The organism is Lutibacter sp. A64 (assembly GCF_022429565.1).
In the GTDB taxonomy this organism is placed as follows: Bacteria; Bacteroidota; Bacteroidia; order Flavobacteriales; family Flavobacteriaceae; genus Lutibacter.
Map to the genome: position 1 here is coordinate 1,670,077 of NZ_CP092487.1, position 22,344 is coordinate 1,692,420.

Annotated in this window: 34 protein-coding genes; 2 read left to right on the plus strand and 32 right to left on the minus strand. The window is 31.8% G+C overall.

Annotation, left to right across the window (positions count from 1 at the left end; all coding sequences use genetic code 11):
- Positions 1-95: 95 nt before the first annotated feature.
- From rplQ to rpsL, 32 genes are all read right to left on the minus strand, one after another.
- On the minus strand, positions 96-566 hold the full coding sequence (gene rplQ / locus MKD41_RS07010) for a 50S ribosomal protein L17 (RefSeq protein WP_240244720.1): 471 nt from the start codon (positions 564-566) through the stop codon (positions 96-98).
- A gap of 37 nt (positions 567-603) precedes the next feature.
- On the minus strand, positions 604-1,596 hold the full coding sequence (locus MKD41_RS07015; RefSeq protein ID WP_240244721.1) for a DNA-directed RNA polymerase subunit alpha: 993 nt from the start codon (positions 1,594-1,596) through the stop codon (positions 604-606).
- A 22-nt stretch (positions 1,597-1,618) separates the two neighbouring features.
- Positions 1,619-2,224: a 30S ribosomal protein S4 gene (gene rpsD, locus MKD41_RS07020; RefSeq protein ID WP_240244722.1), complete on the minus strand. Its 606-nt coding sequence runs from the start codon at positions 2,222-2,224 to the stop codon at positions 1,619-1,621.
- Between the two features lie 82 nt (positions 2,225-2,306).
- Positions 2,307-2,690, minus strand: a complete 384-nt coding sequence (gene rpsK / locus MKD41_RS07025; protein WP_134248819.1) for a 30S ribosomal protein S11 — start codon at positions 2,688-2,690, stop codon at positions 2,307-2,309.
- A 102-nt stretch (positions 2,691-2,792) separates the two neighbouring features.
- Positions 2,793-3,167 (minus strand): 30S ribosomal protein S13, encoded by a 375-nt coding sequence (gene rpsM, locus MKD41_RS07030; protein ID WP_240244723.1) that lies wholly within the window; start codon positions 3,165-3,167, stop codon positions 2,793-2,795.
- 2 nt (positions 3,168-3,169) lie between these two features.
- Positions 3,170-3,286 (minus strand): type B 50S ribosomal protein L36, encoded by a 117-nt coding sequence (gene ykgO, locus MKD41_RS07035; RefSeq protein ID WP_073370549.1) that lies wholly within the window; start codon positions 3,284-3,286, stop codon positions 3,170-3,172.
- Positions 3,287-3,297: 11 nt separating this feature from the next.
- Positions 3,298-3,513: a translation initiation factor IF-1 gene (gene infA / locus MKD41_RS07040; RefSeq protein ID WP_068206835.1), complete on the minus strand. Its 216-nt coding sequence runs from the start codon at positions 3,511-3,513 to the stop codon at positions 3,298-3,300.
- The gene (gene secY, locus MKD41_RS07045; RefSeq protein WP_240244724.1) at positions 3,513-4,847 is read right to left on the minus strand and encodes a preprotein translocase subunit SecY; all 1,335 of its coding nucleotides are present in this window, start codon (positions 4,845-4,847) and stop codon (positions 3,513-3,515) included. Before secY ends, infA begins: the two co-directional genes overlap by 1 nt.
- A 10-nt stretch (positions 4,848-4,857) precedes the next feature.
- Entirely contained in the window at positions 4,858-5,310 is a 453-nt protein-coding gene (rplO, locus tag MKD41_RS07050) for a 50S ribosomal protein L15 (RefSeq protein WP_240244725.1), read from the minus strand.
- Between the two features lie 13 nt (positions 5,311-5,323).
- Complete coding sequence (gene rpmD / locus MKD41_RS07055; protein ID WP_240244726.1) at positions 5,324-5,506, minus strand: 50S ribosomal protein L30; 183 nt, start codon at positions 5,504-5,506, stop codon at positions 5,324-5,326.
- A gap of 13 nt (positions 5,507-5,519) precedes the next feature.
- A complete protein-coding gene (gene rpsE, locus MKD41_RS07060; RefSeq protein ID WP_240228358.1) occupies positions 5,520-6,044 on the minus strand; it encodes a 30S ribosomal protein S5 in 525 nt (174 codons plus the stop codon).
- 6 nt (positions 6,045-6,050) lie between these two features.
- Positions 6,051-6,404, minus strand: coding sequence for a 50S ribosomal protein L18 (rplR, locus tag MKD41_RS07065; protein ID WP_240244727.1), 354 nt, complete (start codon positions 6,402-6,404; stop codon positions 6,051-6,053).
- Between the two features lie 15 nt (positions 6,405-6,419).
- Positions 6,420-6,965, minus strand: coding sequence for a 50S ribosomal protein L6 (gene rplF / locus MKD41_RS07070; protein ID WP_240244728.1), 546 nt, complete (start codon positions 6,963-6,965; stop codon positions 6,420-6,422).
- A gap of 17 nt (positions 6,966-6,982) precedes the next feature.
- Complete coding sequence (gene rpsH / locus MKD41_RS07075) at positions 6,983-7,381, minus strand: 30S ribosomal protein S8 (RefSeq protein WP_240244729.1); 399 nt, start codon at positions 7,379-7,381, stop codon at positions 6,983-6,985.
- A 69-nt stretch (positions 7,382-7,450) separates the two neighbouring features.
- Positions 7,451-7,720: a 30S ribosomal protein S14 gene (rpsN, locus tag MKD41_RS07080; protein ID WP_240244730.1), complete on the minus strand. Its 270-nt coding sequence runs from the start codon at positions 7,718-7,720 to the stop codon at positions 7,451-7,453.
- Positions 7,721-7,723: 3 nt separating this feature from the next.
- Positions 7,724-8,275, minus strand: a complete 552-nt coding sequence (rplE, locus tag MKD41_RS07085) for a 50S ribosomal protein L5 (protein WP_240244731.1) — start codon at positions 8,273-8,275, stop codon at positions 7,724-7,726.
- Positions 8,276-8,277: 2 nt separating this feature from the next.
- The gene (gene rplX / locus MKD41_RS07090) at positions 8,278-8,583 is read right to left on the minus strand and encodes a 50S ribosomal protein L24 (protein WP_240244732.1); all 306 of its coding nucleotides are present in this window, start codon (positions 8,581-8,583) and stop codon (positions 8,278-8,280) included.
- Positions 8,584-8,596: 13 nt separating this feature from the next.
- A complete protein-coding gene (rplN, locus tag MKD41_RS07095; RefSeq protein WP_134248807.1) occupies positions 8,597-8,968 on the minus strand; it encodes a 50S ribosomal protein L14 in 372 nt (123 codons plus the stop codon).
- Positions 8,969-8,970: 2 nt separating this feature from the next.
- Positions 8,971-9,228, minus strand: coding sequence for a 30S ribosomal protein S17 (rpsQ, locus tag MKD41_RS07100; protein ID WP_240244734.1), 258 nt, complete (start codon positions 9,226-9,228; stop codon positions 8,971-8,973).
- Between the two features lie 19 nt (positions 9,229-9,247).
- The gene (rpmC, locus tag MKD41_RS07105) at positions 9,248-9,439 is read right to left on the minus strand and encodes a 50S ribosomal protein L29 (protein WP_240244735.1); all 192 of its coding nucleotides are present in this window, start codon (positions 9,437-9,439) and stop codon (positions 9,248-9,250) included.
- A gap of 15 nt (positions 9,440-9,454) precedes the next feature.
- A complete protein-coding gene (gene rplP / locus MKD41_RS07110) occupies positions 9,455-9,883 on the minus strand; it encodes a 50S ribosomal protein L16 (protein WP_240228367.1) in 429 nt (142 codons plus the stop codon).
- Positions 9,884-9,907: 24 nt separating this feature from the next.
- Positions 9,908-10,633 (minus strand): 30S ribosomal protein S3, encoded by a 726-nt coding sequence (rpsC, locus tag MKD41_RS07115; protein ID WP_240244736.1) that lies wholly within the window; start codon positions 10,631-10,633, stop codon positions 9,908-9,910.
- 12 nt (positions 10,634-10,645) lie between these two features.
- Positions 10,646-11,050, minus strand: coding sequence for a 50S ribosomal protein L22 (gene rplV, locus MKD41_RS07120; protein ID WP_240244737.1), 405 nt, complete (start codon positions 11,048-11,050; stop codon positions 10,646-10,648).
- 9 nt (positions 11,051-11,059) lie between these two features.
- Positions 11,060-11,338: a 30S ribosomal protein S19 gene (gene rpsS, locus MKD41_RS07125; RefSeq protein WP_134248801.1), complete on the minus strand. Its 279-nt coding sequence runs from the start codon at positions 11,336-11,338 to the stop codon at positions 11,060-11,062.
- A gap of 6 nt (positions 11,339-11,344) precedes the next feature.
- The gene (gene rplB / locus MKD41_RS07130; RefSeq protein ID WP_240244738.1) at positions 11,345-12,169 is read right to left on the minus strand and encodes a 50S ribosomal protein L2; all 825 of its coding nucleotides are present in this window, start codon (positions 12,167-12,169) and stop codon (positions 11,345-11,347) included.
- 12 nt (positions 12,170-12,181) lie between these two features.
- Complete coding sequence (rplW, locus tag MKD41_RS07135; protein WP_240244739.1) at positions 12,182-12,472, minus strand: 50S ribosomal protein L23; 291 nt, start codon at positions 12,470-12,472, stop codon at positions 12,182-12,184.
- Positions 12,473-12,481: 9 nt separating this feature from the next.
- On the minus strand, positions 12,482-13,111 hold the full coding sequence (rplD, locus tag MKD41_RS07140; protein WP_240244741.1) for a 50S ribosomal protein L4: 630 nt from the start codon (positions 13,109-13,111) through the stop codon (positions 12,482-12,484).
- Positions 13,111-13,728 carry a 50S ribosomal protein L3 gene (rplC, locus tag MKD41_RS07145; protein WP_240244742.1) on the minus strand — a complete coding sequence of 206 codons (618 nt, stop codon included), beginning with the start codon at positions 13,726-13,728 and terminating at the stop codon, positions 13,111-13,113. The genes rplD and rplC overlap by 1 nt, the downstream gene beginning before the upstream one ends.
- Positions 13,729-13,872: 144 nt before the next feature.
- A complete protein-coding gene (gene rpsJ / locus MKD41_RS07150) occupies positions 13,873-14,178 on the minus strand; it encodes a 30S ribosomal protein S10 (RefSeq protein ID WP_070237956.1) in 306 nt (101 codons plus the stop codon).
- A 17-nt stretch (positions 14,179-14,195) separates the two neighbouring features.
- Positions 14,196-16,313, minus strand: a complete 2,118-nt coding sequence (gene fusA, locus MKD41_RS07155) for an elongation factor G (RefSeq protein WP_240244743.1) — start codon at positions 16,311-16,313, stop codon at positions 14,196-14,198.
- A gap of 10 nt (positions 16,314-16,323) precedes the next feature.
- Positions 16,324-16,800 (minus strand): 30S ribosomal protein S7, encoded by a 477-nt coding sequence (rpsG, locus tag MKD41_RS07160; protein WP_240244745.1) that lies wholly within the window; start codon positions 16,798-16,800, stop codon positions 16,324-16,326.
- 23 nt (positions 16,801-16,823) lie between these two features.
- Complete coding sequence (gene rpsL / locus MKD41_RS07165) at positions 16,824-17,198, minus strand: 30S ribosomal protein S12 (protein WP_068206887.1); 375 nt, start codon at positions 17,196-17,198, stop codon at positions 16,824-16,826.
- A gap of 163 nt (positions 17,199-17,361) precedes the next feature.
- Here rpsL and MKD41_RS07170 point away from each other — a divergent pair, with 163 nt between their 5' ends.
- Positions 17,362-19,044: a hypothetical protein gene (locus MKD41_RS07170; RefSeq protein WP_240244747.1), complete on the plus strand. Its 1,683-nt coding sequence runs from the start codon at positions 17,362-17,364 to the stop codon at positions 19,042-19,044.
- Between the two features lie 209 nt (positions 19,045-19,253).
- The gene (locus MKD41_RS07175) at positions 19,254-22,343 is read left to right on the plus strand and encodes a SusC/RagA family TonB-linked outer membrane protein (RefSeq protein ID WP_240244748.1); all 3,090 of its coding nucleotides are present in this window, start codon (positions 19,254-19,256) and stop codon (positions 22,341-22,343) included.
- Position 22,344 lies beyond the last annotated feature (1 nt).

Here is a 22,344-nt window from a genome sequence, read left to right on the forward strand (position 1 = left end):
TATTTAAAGGTTAAGTTGACAATATATAAAAAAAAAGGATAAACTATTAAATAGCCTATCCTTCTTAAATTATTAATCAACGATAAATAAATTCATTAATTATCATTTTTTGTTTCCTCTGTAGTTTCAACAGCTGCATTTTCAACTTTTTTAGATCTTCCTCTACGAGTAGTTTTCTTTTTAGCTTTAGCATTTGGATTGTAAATAGTATTATAATCAACAAATTCTATCATTGCCATTGGAGCATTATCACCTTGACGGTTACCTAATTTTATAATACGTAAATAACCTCCTGGTCTATCTGCAACTTTTACAGATATTTCTTTAAATAATTCTGTAACTGCAAATTTACTTCTTAAATAACTAAATACAACTCTACGATTATGCGTAGTATCTTCTTTAGATTTTGTGATTAGAGGCTCTACAAATTGTCTTAAAGCTTTAGCTTTAGCAACAGTAGTATTAATACGCTTGTGTTCTATTAAAGAACAAGCCATATTAGCAAACATCGCTTTTCTATGTGCTGTTTGTCTTCCTAAGTGGTTAAATTTCTTTCCGTGTCTCATCTGTATATATTGTATTAATTAAAACCTAAGTTTTAAATTAATCTTTATCTAATTTATATTTACTCAAATCCATTCCAAAACTTAAACCTTTGTTATGAACTAATTCGTCCAACTCAGTTAAAGATTTTTTACCGAAATTACGGAACTTCATCAAATCATTTTTATTAAATGATACCAAATCACCTAATGTATCAACTTCTGCAGCTTTTAAACAATTTAGTGCTCTTACAGATAAATCCATATCAACTAATTTTGTTTTTAATAACTGACGCATATGTAAAGATTCTTCATCATATGTTTCAGTTTGTGCTATTTCATCAGCCTCTAAAGTAATACGCTCATCAGAGAATAACATAAAGTGGTGAATTAATATTTTAGCTGCTTCTGTTAATGCATCCTTAGGTGCTATTGATCCATCAGTAGTAATATCAAAAACTAATTTTTCGTAATCAGTTTTTTGCTCTACACGGAAGTTTTCAACAGCATATTTTACATTTATAATTGGTGTAAAAATAGAATCTGTAAAAATAGTTCCTAATGCAACTCCAGATTTTTTATTTTCTTCGGCTGGTACAAAACCTCTTCCTTTTTCTATTGTAATTTCGAAATCTAAAGAAACAGATTTTTCCATATTACAGATAACTAAATCGTGATTTAACACCTGAAAACCTGAAATATATTTTTGTAAATCTCCTGCAGTTAATTGCTCTTGATTAGATATTGAAACATTTACAGTTTCTCTATCTGAATCTTCAATTTGTTTCTTAAAACGAACTTGTTTTAAGTTTAAAATAATTTCGGTTACATCTTCTACAACACCTTTAACTGTAGAAAACTCGTGTTCAATACCTTCAATACGAAGTGATGTTATTGCAAAACCTTCTAACGAAGATAAAAGCACTCTTCTTAAAGCATTACCAACAGTTAGTCCAAAACCTTGTTCTAACGGTCTAAATTCGAATCTACCATTAAAATCGGTAGAATCAATCATAATTACTTTATCGGGCTTTTGAAAATTTAAAATTGCCATAATTGAATTGGTATCTTTAAAATTATTTAGAGTATAACTCTACTATTAATTGTTCCTTAATGTTTTCTGGAATTTGAATTCTTTCTGGTACACTAACAAAATTACCTTGTTTTGTATCTGAATTCCAAGTAAGCCATTCGTAAACATCATTTCTATTAGCTAAAGAATCTTCAATAGCTAGTAAAGATTTTGATTTTTCTCTAACAGCCACAACGTCTCCAGCTTTTAAAGAATAAGAAGGAATGCTAACTAACTCTCCATTTACAGTAATATGACGGTGAGAAACTAATTGACGAGCAGCACTACGGCTAGGAGCAATTCCTAATCTATATACTACATTATCTAAACGAGATTCACAAAGTTGTAATAAAATTTCACCTGTTACACCTGTTGAAGCTGAAGCTTTTTTGAATAAATTAGAAAATTGTTTTTCTAAAATACCATAAGTATATTTTGCTTTTTGCTTTTCAGCTAATTGCATAGCGTATTCAGATTTTTTTCCTCTACGTCTATTGTTTCCGTGTTGTCCTGGAGGATAATTTCTTTTTTCAAAAGATTTATCATCTCCAAATATTGCTTCGCCAAATTTACGAGCAATTTTAGTTTTTGGTCCTGTATATCTTGCCATTTTGTTTTGTTAATGATAGGGATTATGAATTAAGGCTAATCCTTCGATAATCTAAATTCCTATCTGTTAAAATATTAATTAATTATACTCTTCTTCTCTTTGGAGGTCTACAACCATTGTGTGGTAATGGAGTAACGTCGATAATCTCTGAAACTTCAATTCCTAAATTGTGAATTGATCTAATTGCAGATTCTCTACCATTACCAGGTCCTTTTACATAAACTTTTACTTTTCTCATACCTGCTTCATGTGCAACACGTGCGCAATCTTCAGCAGCTAATTGAGCAGCGTAAGGTGTATTCTTCTTAGAACCTCTAAAACCCATTTTCCCAGCTGATGACCAAGAAATTACATCACCTCTTTTATTAGTAAGTGAAATAATAATATTATTAAATGAAGCTGTGATGTGTGCTTCACCCACAGTTTCAACTATAACTTTACGTTTTTTTGAACTTGCTTTCGCCATATTTTTTAGTTTAGTTGTTAGTTCTTAGTTTTTAGAATCCTAAACATTTCTATTTCGAACAGATTCATCTAACTTCTAATTACTATGTTCTAACGCCTTTAATTATTTAGTTGCTTTTTTCTTATTAGCTACAGTCTTACGTTTACCTTTTCTAGTTCTAGAATTGTTTTTAGTTCTTTGACCTCTTAATGGTAAACCAGATCTGTGACGAATACCTCTGTAACATCCAATATCCATTAATCGCTTAATGCTTATTTGAATTTCAGAACGTAATTCACCTTCAATGGTTAATGTACCAACAGCTTCACGAATTGCGTGAATCTCCTCATCAGTCCAATCTTGAACTTTAGTACTTTCGTTTACTTTTGCTGCTGCTAAAATTTCTTTAGCTTTGCTTTTTCCTATTCCAAAAATATATGTTAATGCAATAACACCTCTTTTATTTTTAGGAATATCAATACCTGCTATTCTTGCCATAATTATCCTTGTCTTTGTTTAAATCTAGGATTCTTTTTGTTGATTACATATAATCTGCCTTTTCTACGCACAATCTTGCACTCGGCACTTCTCTTTTTTACTGAAGCTCTAACTTTCATCCGTTTATACTTTAATATCTGTAAGTAATTCTTGCTTTTGTTAAGTCATAAGGACTCATTTCTAACTTTACTTTATCTCCAGGTAATAATTTAATATAATGCATACGCATTTTACCTGAAATATGAGCTGTTACAATGTGTCCATTTTCCAACTCTACACGAAACATTGCATTAGACAATGCTTCTGTAATTGTTCCGTCTTGTTGTATTGCTGGTTGTTTTGCCATTATTTTACTGCTTTTCTTTTTGTTCCTTTTTTCATTAAACCATCATAATGACGATTTAATAAATGAGAATTTATTTGTTGAATAGTGTCAATTGCAACCCCAACCATAATAAGTAAAGAAGTACCACCATAAAATAATGCCCAAGATTGAGTTAATCCAAATTTAACAACAATTGCAGGTAAAATAGCTACTAAAGCTAAAAATAAAGAACCTGGAAAAGTAATTAATGATAATACTCTATCTAACATATCAGCCGTATCTTTACCTGGTCTAATACCTGGTATAAATCCACCACTTCTTTTTAAATCATCAGCCATTTTATTTGTTGGTATTGTAATCGCGGTGTAAAAATAACTAAAAATTATTATTAATATAGCAAATAATACATTATACCATAAACCAAACATATCTGAGAACTGAATACCGATTTCTTTAATAGTATCGTTACTAGATCTCTGTAATAATGCTGGAGCAAACATAATTGCTTGCGCAAATATAATTGGCATTACACCTGATGAATTTAATTTTAAAGGAAGATAATCTCTTGCACCTGTAACATTCTTAATGTTTCCAGCAACAGTTTTTCTAGCATACTGAACTGCAATTCTACGTACAGCAGTTACTAAATAAACACATACCATTATAACTAAGAACCAAACTATTAATTCAATTAAAATCATAATTGCACCACCATTTGATGCTGTAAGTTTAGATACAGCTTCTTGAATGAAAGATGCAGGAAAACGTGCAATAATACCAATCATAATTAATAATGAAATACCATTACCAATACCTTTATCGGTAATTTTTTCACCTAACCACATTGCAAATACAGTTCCAGCAGTTAAAATTACCATTGAAGTTATCCAAAACATACTTCCGCTAATATAGAATGCTGAAGCTGGGATTAATTGATAAATATTGGTAATATATGCAGGTCCTTGTACCATTGTTATAGCAATAGTTAACCAACGTGTGATTTGATTGATTTTCTTTCTTCCACTTTCACCATCTTTTTGCAGTTTTTGCAAATAAGGAACTGCAATACCCATTAACTGAACAACAATTGATGCTGAAATATAAGGCATAATACCCAAAGCAACAATTGAAGCTTGTGCAAATGCACCTCCAGTAAACATATCAAGTAATCCTAAAATTCCTCCTCCACTTGTTTGATTTTCTAATGCAGCTTGTGCAACAGTAATATCAATACCCGGAAGTGGAACTTGAGCCGCAAAACGATAGATAGCCATAAAACCAAGTGTTAATAGGATCTTATTTCTAAGTTCTTCTATAGTCCAAATGTCTTTAATGGTTTGAATAAATTTTTTCATCTATATAATATTATAACGTTTCGGCCGTACCACCAGCACTTTCAATTGCAGCTTTTGCAGTTGCAGTATATTTATGAACAGTTATGTTTAATTTAGCTTTTAATTCTCCGTTTCCTAATATTTTAACTAAGTCATTTTTCCCAGCTAATCTATTTTCAATTAAAATGTCTAATGTAACTGTATCTGTAATTTTACCATTGTCAACTAATTCTTGAAGTTTATGTAAGTTAATACCTACATATTCTTTACGATTCATGTTAGTAAAACCAAATTTAGGTACACGTCTTTGTAAAGGCATTTGGCCACCTTCAAAACCAACTTTTTTAGAATATCCTGAACGTGATTTAGCTCCTTTATGACCTCTTGTTGCAGTTCCTCCTTTACCAGAACCCTGTCCTCTACCAATTCTTTTGCCCTGAGATTTAACAGATCCTGCAGCAGGTTTTAAGTTATTTAATGTCATCTTTTATAAAATGTTATTTAACTTCTTCAACAGAAATTAAGTGTTTAACTGTATTTACCATTCCAAGGATTGCTGGAGTAGCCTCATGTTCAACTACTTGGTCAATCTTACGTAAACCTAGTGCCTCAAGAGTTCTTTTTTGATTCTGAGGACGTCTAATTTTACTTTTAACTTGTGTTACTTTAATTTTTGCCATCGTACTCCTTGTTTTATCCTTTAAATACTTTTTCTAAAGAAATTCCTCTTTCTTTTGCAATCATACTAGCACTACGTAATTGTAATAAAGCATCAAATGTAGCTTTTACAACGTTATGTGGGTTAGATGATCCTTGTGATTTTGAAAGTACATCATGTACTCCAACAGAATCAAGTACCGCACGTACTGCACCACCAGCAATAACTCCTGTACCGTGTGAAGCTGGTTTTAAAAATACTCTTGCTCCTCCAAATTTACCTTTTTGTTCGTGAGGTAATGTTTGTTTAATAATTGGAATTCTTACTAAATTTTTCTTAGCATCTTCAATTGCTTTAGCAATTGCTGATGCAACATCTTTAGACTTACCTAATCCGTGTCCAACAACTCCATTTCCATCTCCAACTACAACAATAGCTGAAAATCCAAATGCTCTACCCCCTTTTGTTACTTTAGTAACTCTTTGTACACCTACTAGGTGATCTTGAAGTTCTAACCCGCTAGGTTTTACTCTTTCTACGTTTTTGTATTTATGATACATAATTTACTAAAATTTTAAACCTGCTTCTCTTGCAGCGTCTGCTAGAGCCTTCACTCTACCGTGATACAAAAATCCATTTCTATCGAATGCAACAGCTTCGATTCCAGCTTTAGAAGCTTTTTCTGCAATAGCTTTTCCTACTATTTTTGAAACTTCTATTTTTGAACCTGTAGCCTCAATATCTTTATCTCTTGATGATACTGATACTAGAGTAGTACCATTATTATCATCTACTAATTGAGCATATATTTCTTTATTGCTTCTAAATATAGATAATCTAGGTTTAGTAGCCGTACCGAAAACAATTTTTCTAATTCTATGCTTAATTCTTACTCTTCTTTCAAGCTTTGATAATGCCATAATATAATAAACTTATTATGCAGATTTACCTGCTTTTCTTCTTAATATTTCTCCTACAAATTTAACTCCTTTTCCTTTGTATGGTTCTGGTTTACGCATAGAACGAATCTTTGCAGCAACAGCACCAACAAGTTGTTTGTCGAATGAAGTTAATTTTACGATAGGGTTTTTCCCTTTTTCTGAAACAGTTTCAACTTTTACTTCTGGAGCCACATCAATAATTATATTATGTGAAAAACCTAAAGCTAAATCTAAAACTTGACCTTGGTTGCTAGCTCTATAACCAACACCAACAAGTTCTAACTCTTTAGTCCATCCTTGTGAAACACCTTTTACCATATTATTTAATAAAGATCTGTATAAACCATGTTTTGCTTTATGGCTTTTACTATCTGAAGGACGTTCAACTACAATTGAACCGTCTTCAACTTTAACAGTAATATCATCTTTAATTTCTTGCGTTAACGCTCCCAATTTACCTTTTACAGTAACTACATTATCTTTAATATCAAATGTAACTCCTTCTGGTAAAGCAATTGGATTATTTCCTATTCTTGACATCTTTGTTTAGTTCTTTATTAATATACGTAACATAAAACTTCTCCACCAACATGCTCTTCACGAGCTTGTTTATTTGTCATTACACCCTTAGATGTAGACACTATAGCAATACCTAGTCCGTTTAATACACGAGGCATATCATTTGCTCCAACATATTTACGTAAACCTGGTGTACTTATACGTTGTAATTTTTTTATAACAGAAGCTTTTGTAGCTTTATCATATTTTAGGGCAATTTTTATAGTACCTTGGAAACCTGCATCATCAAATTTATAACTTAAAATATAACCTTGATCAAAAAGAATTTTAGTTATTTCTTTAGTAATTTTTGAAGCCGGAATTTCAACGACTCTATGACTTGCCATAATTGCATTTCTAACTCTAGTTAGATAGTCCGCGATTGGATCTGTAATCATAATCTATTAATTTACGGTTTCGGTTTTCCTTGCACTCTGCAACGAACCTAAAACCAATTATTTAAAATTTTACCAACTAGCTTTTTTAACTCCTGGTATTAAACCTTGGTTTGCCATTTCACGGAATGTTACACGTGAAATACCAAATTGTCTCATGTACCCTTTTGGTCTTCCAGTTAATTTACAACGATTGTGCACACGTATTGGTGATGCATTTTTCGGTAATTTTTGCAATGCTTCATAATCTCCAGCTTCTTTTAAAGCTTTACGTTTTTCAGCATATTTAGCAACTAACTTTTTTCTTTTAACCTCACGGGCTTTCATTGATTCTTTAGCCATTCCTTAATTCTTTTTAAATGGTAAACCTAATTCACTTAATAATGATTTTGCTTCTTTATCAGTATTGGCAGATGTTACAAATGTAATATCCATACCTCCAATTTTGTTTACTTTATCAATATCAATTTCTGGGAAAATGATTTGTTCAGTAATTCCTAAATTGTAGTTTCCTCTACCATCAAAACCATTTGCTTTGATTCCGTTAAAATCTCTTACACGAGGTAAAGATGCAGTTACTAACCTGTCTAAAAATTCGTACATTTTAGTACCACGTAAAGTTACTTTTGCACCAATTGGCACACCTTTACGTAATTTAAAAGCTGCAACGTCTTTTTTAGATACAGTTGATACTGCTCTTTGACCAGAAATAGTAGTCAATTCATCAACGGCATAATCAATTAATTTCTTATCAGCTACAGCTGCACCAACACCTTTACTAATTACAATTTTTTGTAATTTAGGTACTTGCATAATGTTTTTGTAACTGTATTCTTCAGTAAGTGCTTTTACAACTCTACTGGTATACTCTTCTTTAAGTCTTGGTATATAAGCCATAATTAAATTGCTTTATCAGATTTTTTAGAGAACCTAACTTTTTTATCACCTTCTACTCTATAACCAACTTTAGTAACGTTATCTCCTTCAAGTAACATTAAGTTAGATATATGAATTGAAGCTTCTTTTTTCACAATACCTCCTTGTGGGTTTTGCGCACTAGGTTTTGAATGTTTAGATATCATATTAACACCTTCAACAATCGCTCTGTTTTTATTTGGAAAAATTGTAACAACTTTCCCTTCTTCTCCTTTATGGTCTCCTGCCATTACTCTAACAGTATCTCCTGATTTTATCTTTAATTTCATCTCTTATAATTTATTAAAGCACTTCAGGTGCTAATGATACAATTTTCATAAATTGTTTTTCACGAAGTTCTCTTGCTACAGGACCGAATACACGAGTTCCTTTCATATCTTCAGTATCAGCATTTAATAATACACATGCATTATCATCAAAACGAATATAAGATCCGTCTTTTCTTCTGATTTCTTTCTTCGTTCTAACAACTACTGCTTTAGAAACCTGTCCTTTTTTAACAGACCCATTTGGTGTAGCATCTTTTATACTTACAACAATTTTATCTCCTATAGAAGCATAACGTTTTTTAGTTCCTCCTAAAACTCTTATTACTAAAACCTCTTTAGCTCCAGTATTATCTGCGACTCTTAATCTTGATTCTGTCTGTAACATAATTATTTAGCTCTTTCTAGGATTTCTACTAATCTCCAACGTTTTGATTTACTCATTGGACGTGTTTCCATTATTTTAACAGTATCTCCAATATTGCAATCATTTTTCTCATCGTGTGCAACATACTTTTTAGTACTTAACACGAATTTTCCGTACATAGGGTGCTTCATTTTTTTAACCTCAGCAACAACAATAGATTTCTCCATTTTATTACTTGAAACTACGCCTATTCTCTCTTTTCTAAGATTTCTTTTTTCCATCTTTTACTACTGAATACAATTATTGTAATTCTCTTTTTGTTAATTCTGTAGCTACACGCGCTACAGTTCTTCTAAGTACTCTCAATTGCAGTGGAGTTTCCAACGGCGAAATTGAATGAGCCATTTTAAGATCTGTATAACTTTTCTTTAAACTTCCAAGTTGTTCTTGTAACTCTTCAGTTGATAATTCTATAATTTCTGATTGTTTCATTTTCTTAATCGGTTATTAAGCGTTATCAAAATCTCTAGCTACAACAAACTTTGTTTTAACAGGTAGTTTTTGTGCTGCTAAACGTAAGGCTTCTTTTGCAACATCTGCAGGAACACCTCCAACTTCAAACATAATTCTACCAGGCTTTACAACTGCTACAAAATATTCTGGAGCACCTTTACCTTTACCCATACGTACTTCTAATGGTTTTTTAGTAATAGGCTTGTCCGGAAATATTTTTATCCACAATTGTCCTTGCCTTTTCATATGACGCGTAGCTGCAATACGAGCTGCCTCAATTTGACGAGAAGTAAGTAGGTTTTGTTCTAAAGATTTAATACCAAACATTCCATTGGAAAGTTGATGTCCTCTTTGAGAATTTCCAGTCATATTCCCTTTCGCCTTCTGTACTTTACGATATTTAACTCTCTTTGGCTGTAACATTTTTAACTTCTAAATTTTAAAAATTTATTTTCTTCTACGATTTTGTGGTCTTTTAGAATTTCCTCTATCATTACCGCCCTTTCCTTGTTTTTTAGAAAGACCTACTAATGGTGATAATTCTCTTTTTCCATAAACTTCGCCTTTCATAATCCATACTTTAACGCCTAAACGTCCGTATGTAGTATGAGCTTCAACAAGTGCATAGTCTATATCAGCTCTAAATGTTGAAAGAGGGATTCTTCCATCTTTATAATGTTCAGAACGTGCCATTTCAGCTCCGTTTAAACGACCTGATATTTGTATTTTAATACCTTCTGCATTCATCCTCATAGTTGCAGCGATAGCCATTTTAATTGCTCTTCTGTATGAAATTCTGTTTTCAATTTGACGAGCGATACTTGCAGCTACTAATCTTGCATCTAATTCTGGACGCTTAATTTCGAAAATATTAATTTGTACTTCTTTACCAGTAATTTTTTTAAGCTCTTCTTTTAACTTGTCTACCTCTTGACCACCTTTCCCAATAATAATACCAGGTCTAGCAGTAGTGATAGTAACGGTTACAAGTTTAAGTGTACGCTCTATAATTACAGTTGAAACACTTGCTTTTGATAATCGGGCATGTACATACCTTCTTATTTTATCATCTTCAGCTAATTTATCACCGTAGTCTCTTCCTCCATACCAGTTAGAATCCCATCCTCTGATAATTCCTAAACGATTTCCTATTGGATTTGTTTTTTGTCCCATTTCTACTTATGATTAATTGCTTACATTTTTACTTCCTAAAACTAAAGTCACATGATTAGAACGTTTTCTAATACGATGTGCGCGACCTTGCGGTGCTGGTCTTAGTCTTTTTAACATTCCTGCGCTGTCTACAAAAATTTCTTTTACAAATAGACCTGCATCTTCTATATTTGAATCTTCATTTTTAGCTTGCCAGTTTGCAATTGCACTTAACAATAATTTTTCAAGATTAATAGATGCTTCTTTTGAATTAAATTTTAAGATTTGAAGTGCTTTTTCTACTTCTACTCCTCTAACTAAATCCGCTACCAAACGCATTTTTCTTGGTGATGTAGGACAACCTGTAAGCTTAGCAAAAGCTAATTGCTTCTTCTCCTCTTTTATCTGCTGTGCTCTTAATTTTTTTCGAACTCCCATGATTACCTACTATTTTTTACCTTTATTTTTTGCACCAGCGTGTCCTCTGTATGAACGTGTTGGTGAAAATTCTCCTAATTTATGCCCTACCATGTTTTCAGTTACATAAACTGGTACAAACTGACGTCCGTTATGAACTGCAATTGTTTGTCCAACAAAATCTGGAGTAATCATACTGGCTCTTGACCATGTTTTGATTACTGCTTTATTTCCAGTTTCAATTTTATCTTGTACTTTCTTCTCAAGTTTATGAAAAACGTAAGGTCCTTTTTTTAATGAACGTGCCATATCTAATTATTTTTTTCTACGTTCTAAAATATATTTATTACTCGCCTTAGTCTTAGATCTAGTTTTGAAACCTTTTGCAGGTATACCATTTTTAGATCTTGGATGTCCTCCAGAAGACTTACCTTCACCACCACCCATTGGATGATCGACAGGATTCATTACTACTGGTCTAACTCTTGGTCTTCTTCCTAACCAACGTGTTCTACCAGCTTTACCAGAAACTAACAATTGATGATCTGAATTTGATACTACACCAATTGTAGCCATACAAGTAACAAGAATTAATCTTGTTTCACCTGATGGTAATTTAACTGTTACATATTTGCCTTCTCTAGCAATTAACTGTGCAAAAGAACCAGCACTACGTGCTAAAACAGCTCCTTGACCAGGACGTAATTCTATACAAGAAATTGTAGTTCCTAAAGGTATTTGGCTTAATAACATTGCATTTCCAACATCAGGAGTAGCTCCTTCACCAGAAATTACTGTTTGCCCAACTTTTAAACCGTTTTGAGCAATAATATAACGCTTTTCACCATCCCTGTAAGCAACTAAGGCAATAAATGCAGTACGATTTGGATCGTACTCTATAGTTTTTACTGTAGCAGGAATACCCGTTTTATTTCTTTTGAAATCTATAATACGGTATTTCTGTTTATGACCTCCACCAATATGGCGCATTGTCATTTTCCCTCCACTGTTTCGACCTCCAGATTTTTTTTTCGGAGCAAGTAAACTTTTCTCCGGCTTATCAGTAGTTATGGTGTCGAACCCATTTACTACTCTAAAACGCTGACCTGGTGTTATTGGTTTTAATTTTCTAACTGACATTTTTATCTTTTCTTAGATATTGCTATAAAAATCAATACTTTCTCCTTCAGCTAATTGAACTATTGCTTTTTTATAAGCTCCTTTCATTGCTTGTACAATTCCACTTTTAGTGTATTTTGTATTGCGTTGAACTGGATAATTCATAGTCTTTACACTTTCAATTGCAACACCATAGGCTTTTTCTACAGCATTTTTAATTTCTAGTTTATTAGCTTTTTTATTTACAACAAAAGCATAGCGATTATATAATTCACTATCATTTGTTGCCTTTTCCGTGATAATAGGTTTAATTAAAATACTCATATCTGCTACCTATTTACTTAAATTAGATTCAATTCCTTCTAAAGATCCTTCTGAAAGAATAACTTTATTGGCATTCAACAATTCGTAAGTACTTAACCCTGTATTGATTACAGTTTTAGCACGTTTTAAATTGCGCGATGACAAATATACATTATTATTTGGTTCAGCAAAGACAAATAGCGATTTTTTGTTCTCAATACCAAATGCTTGCAAAATTGCAGTAAAGTTTTTAGTTTTTGGAGCATCAAAATTAAAGTCTTCTACAACTATAATATTGTTCTCTTTTGCTTGAATACTTAACGCAGATTTACGAGCTAATTTTTTTAAATTTTTGTTTAATTTAAAAGAATGATCTTGTGGTCTTGGTCCAAAAATACGTCCACCTCCTCTAAAAACTGGAGATTTAATACTACCTGCACGAGCTGTACCTGTACCTTTTTGTTTTTTAATTTTTCTAGTACTTCCAGAAATTTCAGCTCTTTCTTTAGCTTTACTAGTTCCTTGTCTTTTATTAGCCAAAAACTGTTTTACATCTAAGTAAACAGCGTGATCATTTGGCTCAATTCCATATACAGCATCAGAAAGTTCAACTTTTCTACCTGTATCTTTTCCTTGTATGTCTAAAACTGATACTTTCATTATTTCTGAATGATTACATAAGCGTTTTTATGACCAGGAATTGCTCCCTTAACCACTAGTAAGTTCTTTTCAGCAACTACTTTTAAAACTCTTAAATTTTGAACTGTTACATTTTTTCCTCCCATTCTACCTGCCATACGCATTCCTTTGAATACACGTGCAGGATAAGATGCCGCTCCAATTGAACCTGGCGCTCTTAAACGGTTATGTTGACCGTGAGTAGCTTGACCTACACCACCAAAACCATGACGCTTTACAACACCTTGAAATCCTTTACCTTTTGAAGTTGCAGATACATCTACAAACTCTCCTTCAGTAAATAATTCAACTGTTAGTTCATCACCTAATTTGTGCTCCTCATCAAAATCCTGAAACTCGACAACTTTTTTCTTGGCAATGGTCCCTGCTTTTTTAAAGTGACCATCTAAAGCTTTATTAGAGCTTTTTGCCTTCTTGTCATCGAAACCAAGTTGAAGGGCATTATACCCATCTACTTCTTCGGTTCTGACTTGGGTAACTACGCACGGACCTGCTTCGATTACTGTACAAGGAATATTCTTCCCGTTTTCATCGAATAAGCTGGTCATTCCGATTTTTCTTCCTATTAACCCAGACATTTCTATTTAATTAAATTAATTATTATTTTATTTTTATTTCAAAAAAACAGGGCTGAAAATAATTCAGCCCTGAATTTATTTTCTTTCGTTTTTCCCTCGACTACCGCTTAGGACATGTTACCAAATTTCTTTGGCATTAAGAAATTATACTTTAATTTCTACTTCAACTCCACTTGGAAGTTCTAATTTCATTAAAGCATCAATAGTCTTAGATGATGAACTATAAATGTCTAATAATCTTTTGTAAGAACTTAATTGGAATTGCTCACGTGATTTTTTATTAACGTGTGGTGAACGTAATACTGTAAAAATCTTTTTATGAGTTGGTAATGGAATTGGTCCATTTACAACTGCTCCAGTATTTTTTACCGTTTTTACAATTTTTTCAGCAGATTTATCTACTAAATTGTAATCGTACGATTTTAATTTTATTCTAATTTTTTGACTCATCGTTTATAATTTAGAGATTAACCCTTTGCTTTTGCTATTACTTCTTCTGAAATATTTGTAGGACAAGCTTCATAATGTGAAAATTCCATTGAAGATGATGCTCTACCAGAAGATAATGTTCTTAATGTTGTAACATATCCAAACATTTCAGATAATGGAACGTTAGCTTTTACAACTTTAGCTCCAGATCTATCTTCCATAGCATTAACTTGACCTCTTCTTCTATTTAAATCACCAACAATATCTCCCATATTTTCTTCTGGAGTTACTACAGCAATTTTCATAATAGGTTCTAATATTACAGATTTAGCAGCTTTTGCAGCAACTTTATATCCCATTTTAGCAGCTAATTCGAATGATAATTGATCTGAATCCACTGCGTGGAAAGAACCATCATATAAAGTAACTTTTAAGCTATCCATTTCATATCCAGCTAAAGGACCGTTTTTCATAGCTTCTTTAAATCCTTTTTCAACTGAAGGTATAAATTCTTTTGGAATGTTACCACCTTTAATTTCATTTATAAATATCAAGCCTGTTTCCTCTTCACCTGCAGGTTCTAACGTAAATTTGATATCTGCGAATTTACCACGACCACCAGATTGTTTTTTATAAACTTCTCTATGATCAGCTTTCATTGTAACAGCCTCTTTATATTCTACTTGAGGTTGTCCTTCGTTTACTTCTACTTTAAACTCACGTTTTAAACGATCTACAATAATCTCTAAGTGTAACTCACCCATACCAGAAATAATTGTTTGACCAGAAGATTCATCAGTTTTAACTGTAAAAGTTGGATCTTCTTCAGCTAATTTACCTAATGCCATACCTAATTTATCAACATCTGCTTTTGTTTTAGGTTCAACAGCAATACCAATTACAGGATCTGGAAAGTCCATAGATTCTAATACAATTGGGTGATTTTCAGCACACATTGTATCTCCTGTTTTAATATCTTTAAATCCAACACCTGCTCCAATATCACCTGCTTCAATATAATCTATAGCATTTTGTTTATTTGAGTGCATTTGGTAAATTCTAGAAATACGTTCTTTTTTACCTGAACGGCTATTTAATATATATGACCCTGCATCTAAACGCCCTGAATATGCTCTAAAGAAAGCTAAACGACCAACATAAGGGTCTGTTGCAATTTTAAATGCTAAGGCTGCAAATGGTTCATTTACACTTGGCTTACGCAATTCTTCTAATTCAGTATTTGGATTAATACCCCTAACACCTTCTTTATCAGTTGGTGAAGGTAAATATCTACATACTGCATCTAATAAGAATTGTACTCCTTTATTTTTAAATGATGACCCACAAACCATTGGTATAATAGACATATCCATTACAGCAGCACGTAATGCAGCATGAATTTCGTCTTCAGTTATAGAATCTTCATCTTCCATATATTTCTCTAAAAGATCTTCATCATAAGCAGCAACTTCTTCAATTAGTTTACCACGTAATTCATGAGCTTCATCTTTTAATTCTTCAGGAATATCAACTACATCAAAAGTAGACCCCATAGTATGATCGTGAAATATAATTGCACGATTTTTCACTAAATCTACAATCCCTCTAAATTCGTCTTCATCACCAATGTTAATAACAATAGGCACTGCATTAGAACCTAACATTTCTTTAACTTGAGTACAAACATTTAAAAAGTTAGCTCCTTGACGGTCCATTTTGTTAACGAAACCAATTCTTGGAACTTTATAGTTATCAGCTAATCTCCAGTTAGTTTCTGATTGTGGCTCAACACCATCAACTGCACTAAATAAGAAAACCAATCCATCTAACACACGTAATGAACGGTTTACTTCAACCGTAAAATCAACGTGGCCCGGAGTGTCAATTATATTAAAATGATACCCTTTAGCATCTGCTGTTGGAACACCATTTTCTGTAGGAAACTGCCACTCACAAGTAGTAGCTGCAGAAGTAATTGTAATACCTCTTTCCGCTTCTTGCTCCATCCAGTCCATTGTTGAAGCACCATCATGTACTTCACCAATTTTATGATTTACTCCTGTATAAAAAAGAATACGCTCTGTAGTTGTTGTTTTACCAGCATCAATATGAGCTGCAATTCCAATATTTCTTGTATATTTTAAATCTCTTGCCATTGTCTATTTATTAAAATCTTAGGTGAGAGAATGCTTTATTAGCATCAGCCATTTTATGAACATCCATTCTTTTCTTAACAGCAGCACCTTCTTCTTTTGCAGCAGCTAAAACCTCTGCAGCTAAACGCTGAGCCATTGACTTTTCATTTCTTTTTCTTGAATAAGAAATTAACCATTTTATAGCCATTGACACTTTACGGTCTGGTCTAATTTGCATTGGAATTTGAAATGTTGCCCCACCTACACGACGGCTACGCACTTCAACTTGAGGCATTACATTACTTAATGCATCTTTCCAAATTTCTAAAGATGTTTTCTCTTCATCTTGTTTCTTTTGTTCTACGATATCTAAAGCATCGTAAAAAACTTTAAAAGCTACAGATTTTTTACCATCCCACATTAAGTTATTCACAAAACGCGTCACTAACTGATCGTTAAATTTTGGATCTGGTAAAAGAACTCTTTTTTTCGCCTTTCTTTTTCTCATGTCTTTACATTAAAGTTTTTAAATTACTTTTTAGGTGCTTTTGTACCATACTTAGAGCGGCGTTGTGTCCTTCCATCAACACCTGCAGTATCTAATGCTCCACGCACTATATGATATCTAACTCCTGGTAAATCTTTAACCCTTCCACCTCTAACTAATACTATCGAGTGCTCTTGTAAATTATGTCCTTCTCCAGGGATGTAAGCATTTACTTCATTACCATTTGTTAACCTTACCCTTGCAACTTTACGCATTGCTGAATTAGGTTTTTTAGGTGTTGTAGTGTAAACACGTGTACATACTCCTCTACGTTGAGGACATGAATTTAAAGCAGCCGATTTACTCTTCTTAGTTATTTTGGTTCTTCCTTTTCGTACTAATTGCGAAATTGTTGGCATACTAAAATCTTGTTATTAATTATTTTATAATCTCTTAGGTTATTTCTAAGAGTGCGCAAATGTACAAATAATTTCTTGTTAATCAAATATGTAAATATTTTATTTTTACAATTTGTTTTTCATCATATATATAATGTATCTTCACATTATAATTTTTAATGATTTGAAACCGTATTTAAAACTTCTACTTTTAATAGTATTTACCACTATTTCTTACACACAAACACTTGCTCAAAGCTTTGAGCTAAAAATTCATTCAAAAAACAAAATAAATATACATTTAATAGACTCTATCAATTATAAAACCAAGCATTACAACAAAGAATCCATTTATAAAGAAATTGAAAATATTTCTAATTTATTATCAGCTAAAGGTTTTATAAATAATAATTACAACATCAAAGAAAACGATAGCATTATAAACTGCTATTTTGCATTAAACAAAAAAACAAATAAGATACATATATATTATAGCCACTTACACCTTCAGACAGAATTACTAAAAAAAATATCACCACACTATAACAATCAATATTTTGAAGCTACTACAGCAACAATAGAAAACAAACTAAACATTATAACAAACTATTATGAAGCTCAAGGATTTTCTTTTGTAAAAACCTCTTTAAAAAAATTAATATTAAAAAATAATATTATTGAAGCTAAACTAGACATAAAAACATCGCATAAAAGAAAAATTAACAACACCATAATAAAAGGATATGATAAATTTCCAAAAAAATATTTAAAACATTATTTAAATATTAATAAAAATACCATTTTCAACACAGAGTTCCTTGAAAAAACAACACAAGAAGTTAACACAATACCTTTTGTAACACAATTAAAAAACCCCGAAGTATTATTTACAAGAGATTCTACCAACTTATATCTTTATTTAAAGAAGAAAAACACAAATCAGTTTGATGGTATTATTGGTTTTTCAAATTCGGAAAATAATAAGTTTACAATTAATGGCTACATAAACCTTTACCTTAATAATATATTTAATAGCGGAGAACAAATTAACTTTAATTGGAAAAATAACGGAGATAAAAAAACAACATTGAATTTAGACTTAAACACACCCTATATATTAAAGAGTAAATTTAGCCTAAATGGAAATTTCAACATCTACAAACAAGATACATTATACAGTACAACAAACACAAAAATAGCTTTAGCATATAATTTCAATAAAAATCAATCGATAAGTGGTATTGCTTCTTTTGAAAAATCTAATGTATTGAGCTCTGAAAATTATAATGGAATTGAAACATTTGACAAAAATCTTTTCGGAATATCATATTTGTATCAGCCAAAATCGTATTTCTTAAAAAACAAACTAAAAATAGAGTTAAGTTATTTAATAGGAACAAGAAAAATCTATTCTACAAAAAACAGCCAATCTAAAGGTTTAACAATAGCTTCTTATTTATTTAACCTAAACACAAAAAATAAGATATTTATAAAAAACACTACTGAATTCTTAAACAATTCTAATAACAACAATCTATTAGAAAATGAATTATTTCAAATTGGAGGCGTTAACTCTATTAGAGGATTTGAAGATCAAAGCATTTTAACATCTTCTTACAACCTTACTAATTTAGAATATAAATTTTATACAAATTCCTCAAACTATCTATACACTGTTTCAGATCTAGGCTTAATTAAAAATCAGCTAAACAACACTTCTAACACACTTGTAGGATTAGGTATTGGCTATAATTTTAAATCTAAAAACAGTATTGTTAACCTAAATTATGTTCTTGGAAAAACAGAAAACACGCCTTTTAAATTTAATAATGCCAAAATCCATATTAAAATTTCTTATAATTTCTAAAAAAACTCGTTACTAAAACATTCTAATACTTTAATTTTAATAAAAATTCATCTAAAACTCGTTTTCTTTAAAAAAAGATCAATCATTTATATGCTATCTTAACATATCACTAAGGTATTTTAACATTATTTAAGAATTTATTACATAAAAGTTTGGTTTATTAACAAATTATTAAGATTTTTGAGCTAATTAATTCAAATAATTATATAATGAAAACAAAGTTTAATGGTTTATTAACACTACTAGTGTTAATAGTGCAATTTTCGTTTGCGCAAAAAAAAACTGTTACTGGAAATGTGTCTGATGCAAGCGGACCGTTACCAGGTGTAACAGTTATAATTAAAGGTACCAATACAGGTACTCAAACAGATTTTGATGGGAATTATTCAATCAACGCTAAAGAAGGCGACTACCTTAAGTTTAGCTATATTGGTATGGATACTGCTGAAAAGCTGGTCGGCACATCAAATATTATAAACGTTATAATGACGGAATCAGCACAAGCACTTGAAGAGGTTGTTGTGACAGCTCTTGGTATTCAAAGAGAAAAAAGAGAGGTAACTTATCAAACTCAAAAAGTTTCTGATGAATCATTAACAGCTGTCTCACCGACAAGAGCAGCATCTGCTTTAGCAGGGAAAGTTGCTGGTCTTCAAATTAATGTACAAGATAATGGTGTAAATCCAAGCTCTCAAATAATATTACGTGGATTACGTTCTATTAGTGGAAGTAACAGTGCATTAATTGTAATTGACGGCTCTGTATCAACTCAAGGAGCTTTTGATGATTTAAACCCTCTTGATATCGAAACCATTAGTGTACTAAAAGGAGCTACAGCTGCTGCACTTTATGGTTCTAACGCAGGTAATGGAGCTTTAATTGTTACTACCAAAAAAGGTAGCTACGGTGGTAAATTAAAAATAGGTATCAACACTTCTTATACTGCTGAGACTGTAGCATATCTTCCAAAATTCCAATCTGAATATGGAACTGGATGGGAAGGTGCTTATGACAATGTTGAAAACACTAACTGGGGACCTCGTTTTGACGGAACTTTACGTCAAATTGGACCAACATTCCCAGATGACTATGGTTTAGAAACACAAATGGTTCCTTATGCTCCTGTAAAAGATAACATGTTAGATTTCTACGAAACTGGAGATACTTTTAATAATACAATTTATTTGAGCGGAAGTAATGATGATAGTTCTTTCTACGTTTCTATTGGAGACCAAAGATCTGATGGTATTGTACCAGATGACACATACAAAAGAAATACTTTTAGAGTAAATGCTAGTAAAAAAATTGGTGAGGTTACTTTAACGGCAAGTACAAGTTTCTTTACCGATGAAACTGACGTTGTAGGTAGTACTATTGGAGATCAAGACAGACCTCTTTATTGGTTTATTTTAAATACTGCAACAAATATTCCTTTATCAGATTATAAAGATTGGGAAAACCCTTTATCATATGGTTACGCAGATAATTACTATAACGCATATTACCAAAACCCTTATTGGGCTATTGGAACAAATAGAAATACAGATGAAACAAGTCGTTTTGTAGGTAACTTCAATATTTCTTGGGACATTAAAGAATGGTTAAACTTTACTGCTAGAATTGCAGCCAACAACGCTTGGGGCAGTGGTAAAAACTGGAGAGCAGCACAAACTTATGATCCTGTTTTACAATCTGCAGCTGGTGCAGTTTCTTCTTTTGTTACTGATAGCGAATTTCAAAGTTCAATATACAATGGAGATTTCTTATTTAGCGGTAATTTTGAATTTGGAGACAACTTTACATTAAAATCTATACTTGGTGGTAATGTTTACCAATCTGAATACAGAACTAGTGCAATTAGAGCTAACAATTTAAGTATTCCTGATTTTTATGATATCTCAAACGGAACAGGTACACCTGTAACATCCGCTGATGGGTACGAAAAAAGAAGTTACGGTTTCTTTGCTGATTTAACTTTTGGCTATAACAATTACCTGTTTTTAAATTTAGCAGGTAGAAATGATTGGACTTCAACTCTTGCTTCAGATAGCAATAGCTACTTCTACCCATCAATAGGTCTATCTTTTGTCTTTACAGATGCAATTGAAGCTCTTCAAAATAATGATATATTAAACTATGGAAAATTAACATATAGTAATTCAACTGTATATTCAGATTTAGACCCATATAGAATTAACGAATCTTATTTTCAAGCTGATGGTTTCCCTTACGGCAGTGTAAATGGTTTTGAATTAACCAATACCTCTATAGATGCTAACATTGCAAAGGAGAGAATAAACACAAATGAAATCGGTTTAAATTTAGGTTTCTTTAACAGTAGAGTTTCTTTGGATGTATCTTACTTTAATACTATAACTTCAGACTTAATTACATTTACAACACCTTCTGTAGCCTCTGCTTCAAGTAGTTTTTTAACAAATATTGGAGAGTTAGAAGGAAATGGTATTGAAATATCTTTAGGTGGTACTGCACTACAAGCTAAAGATTTTAGCTGGGACATAAACGTAAACTATAGTAGCTCTGAAACTGTTGTTAATAGCATTAAACCAGGTCTAGATGAAGTTGCAGTTTCAACAACTGGACAATATGGTATATATGCCGTAGTAGGTGAAGCATTTCCACAAATAAAAGCAAATGTATATCAATATGATCCTGATGGAAGAATTATTGTAGATGCAACAAGTGGTCATCCTTTAGTTGAAACTGAACTTAAAAGCTTAGGTAAAACTACACCAGACTATATATTAGGGGTAAACTCTGTTGTTAACTATAAAGGATTTACACTTAGTGGTACTTTAGATTACAGAACTGGCCATGTTTATTACGAACAAGGATCTGATGCTATGGAATTTACAGGTAGATCTATTGCAAGTGTCTCATCAAATAGACAAGATTTTGTTATTCCTAATTCTGTAATAGAAACTAGCCCAGGAGTGTATACAGAAAACACAAATGTACAAGTATCTGGTGGACGTCAAAGTTACTGGACTGATGTTTATAATGATGTTAAATCTAATTATGTTAAAGATGCAACAGCTTTAAAATTAAGAGAGATTTCATTATCTTACTCATTACCTAATGCTATTTTAGAAAAAATAAAATTAACAAGAGTTACTTTTGGTCTAATTGGTAGAAATCTTTTTACCAAATTACCTGAAGAAAATAGATTCTCTGATCCAGAATTTAATAATACAAATAGTAATGCAATTGGTATTGGTGGATATTTCCAATCTCCTCCAACAAAATCTTTTGGATTTAATGTAAACGTGGAATTCTAAA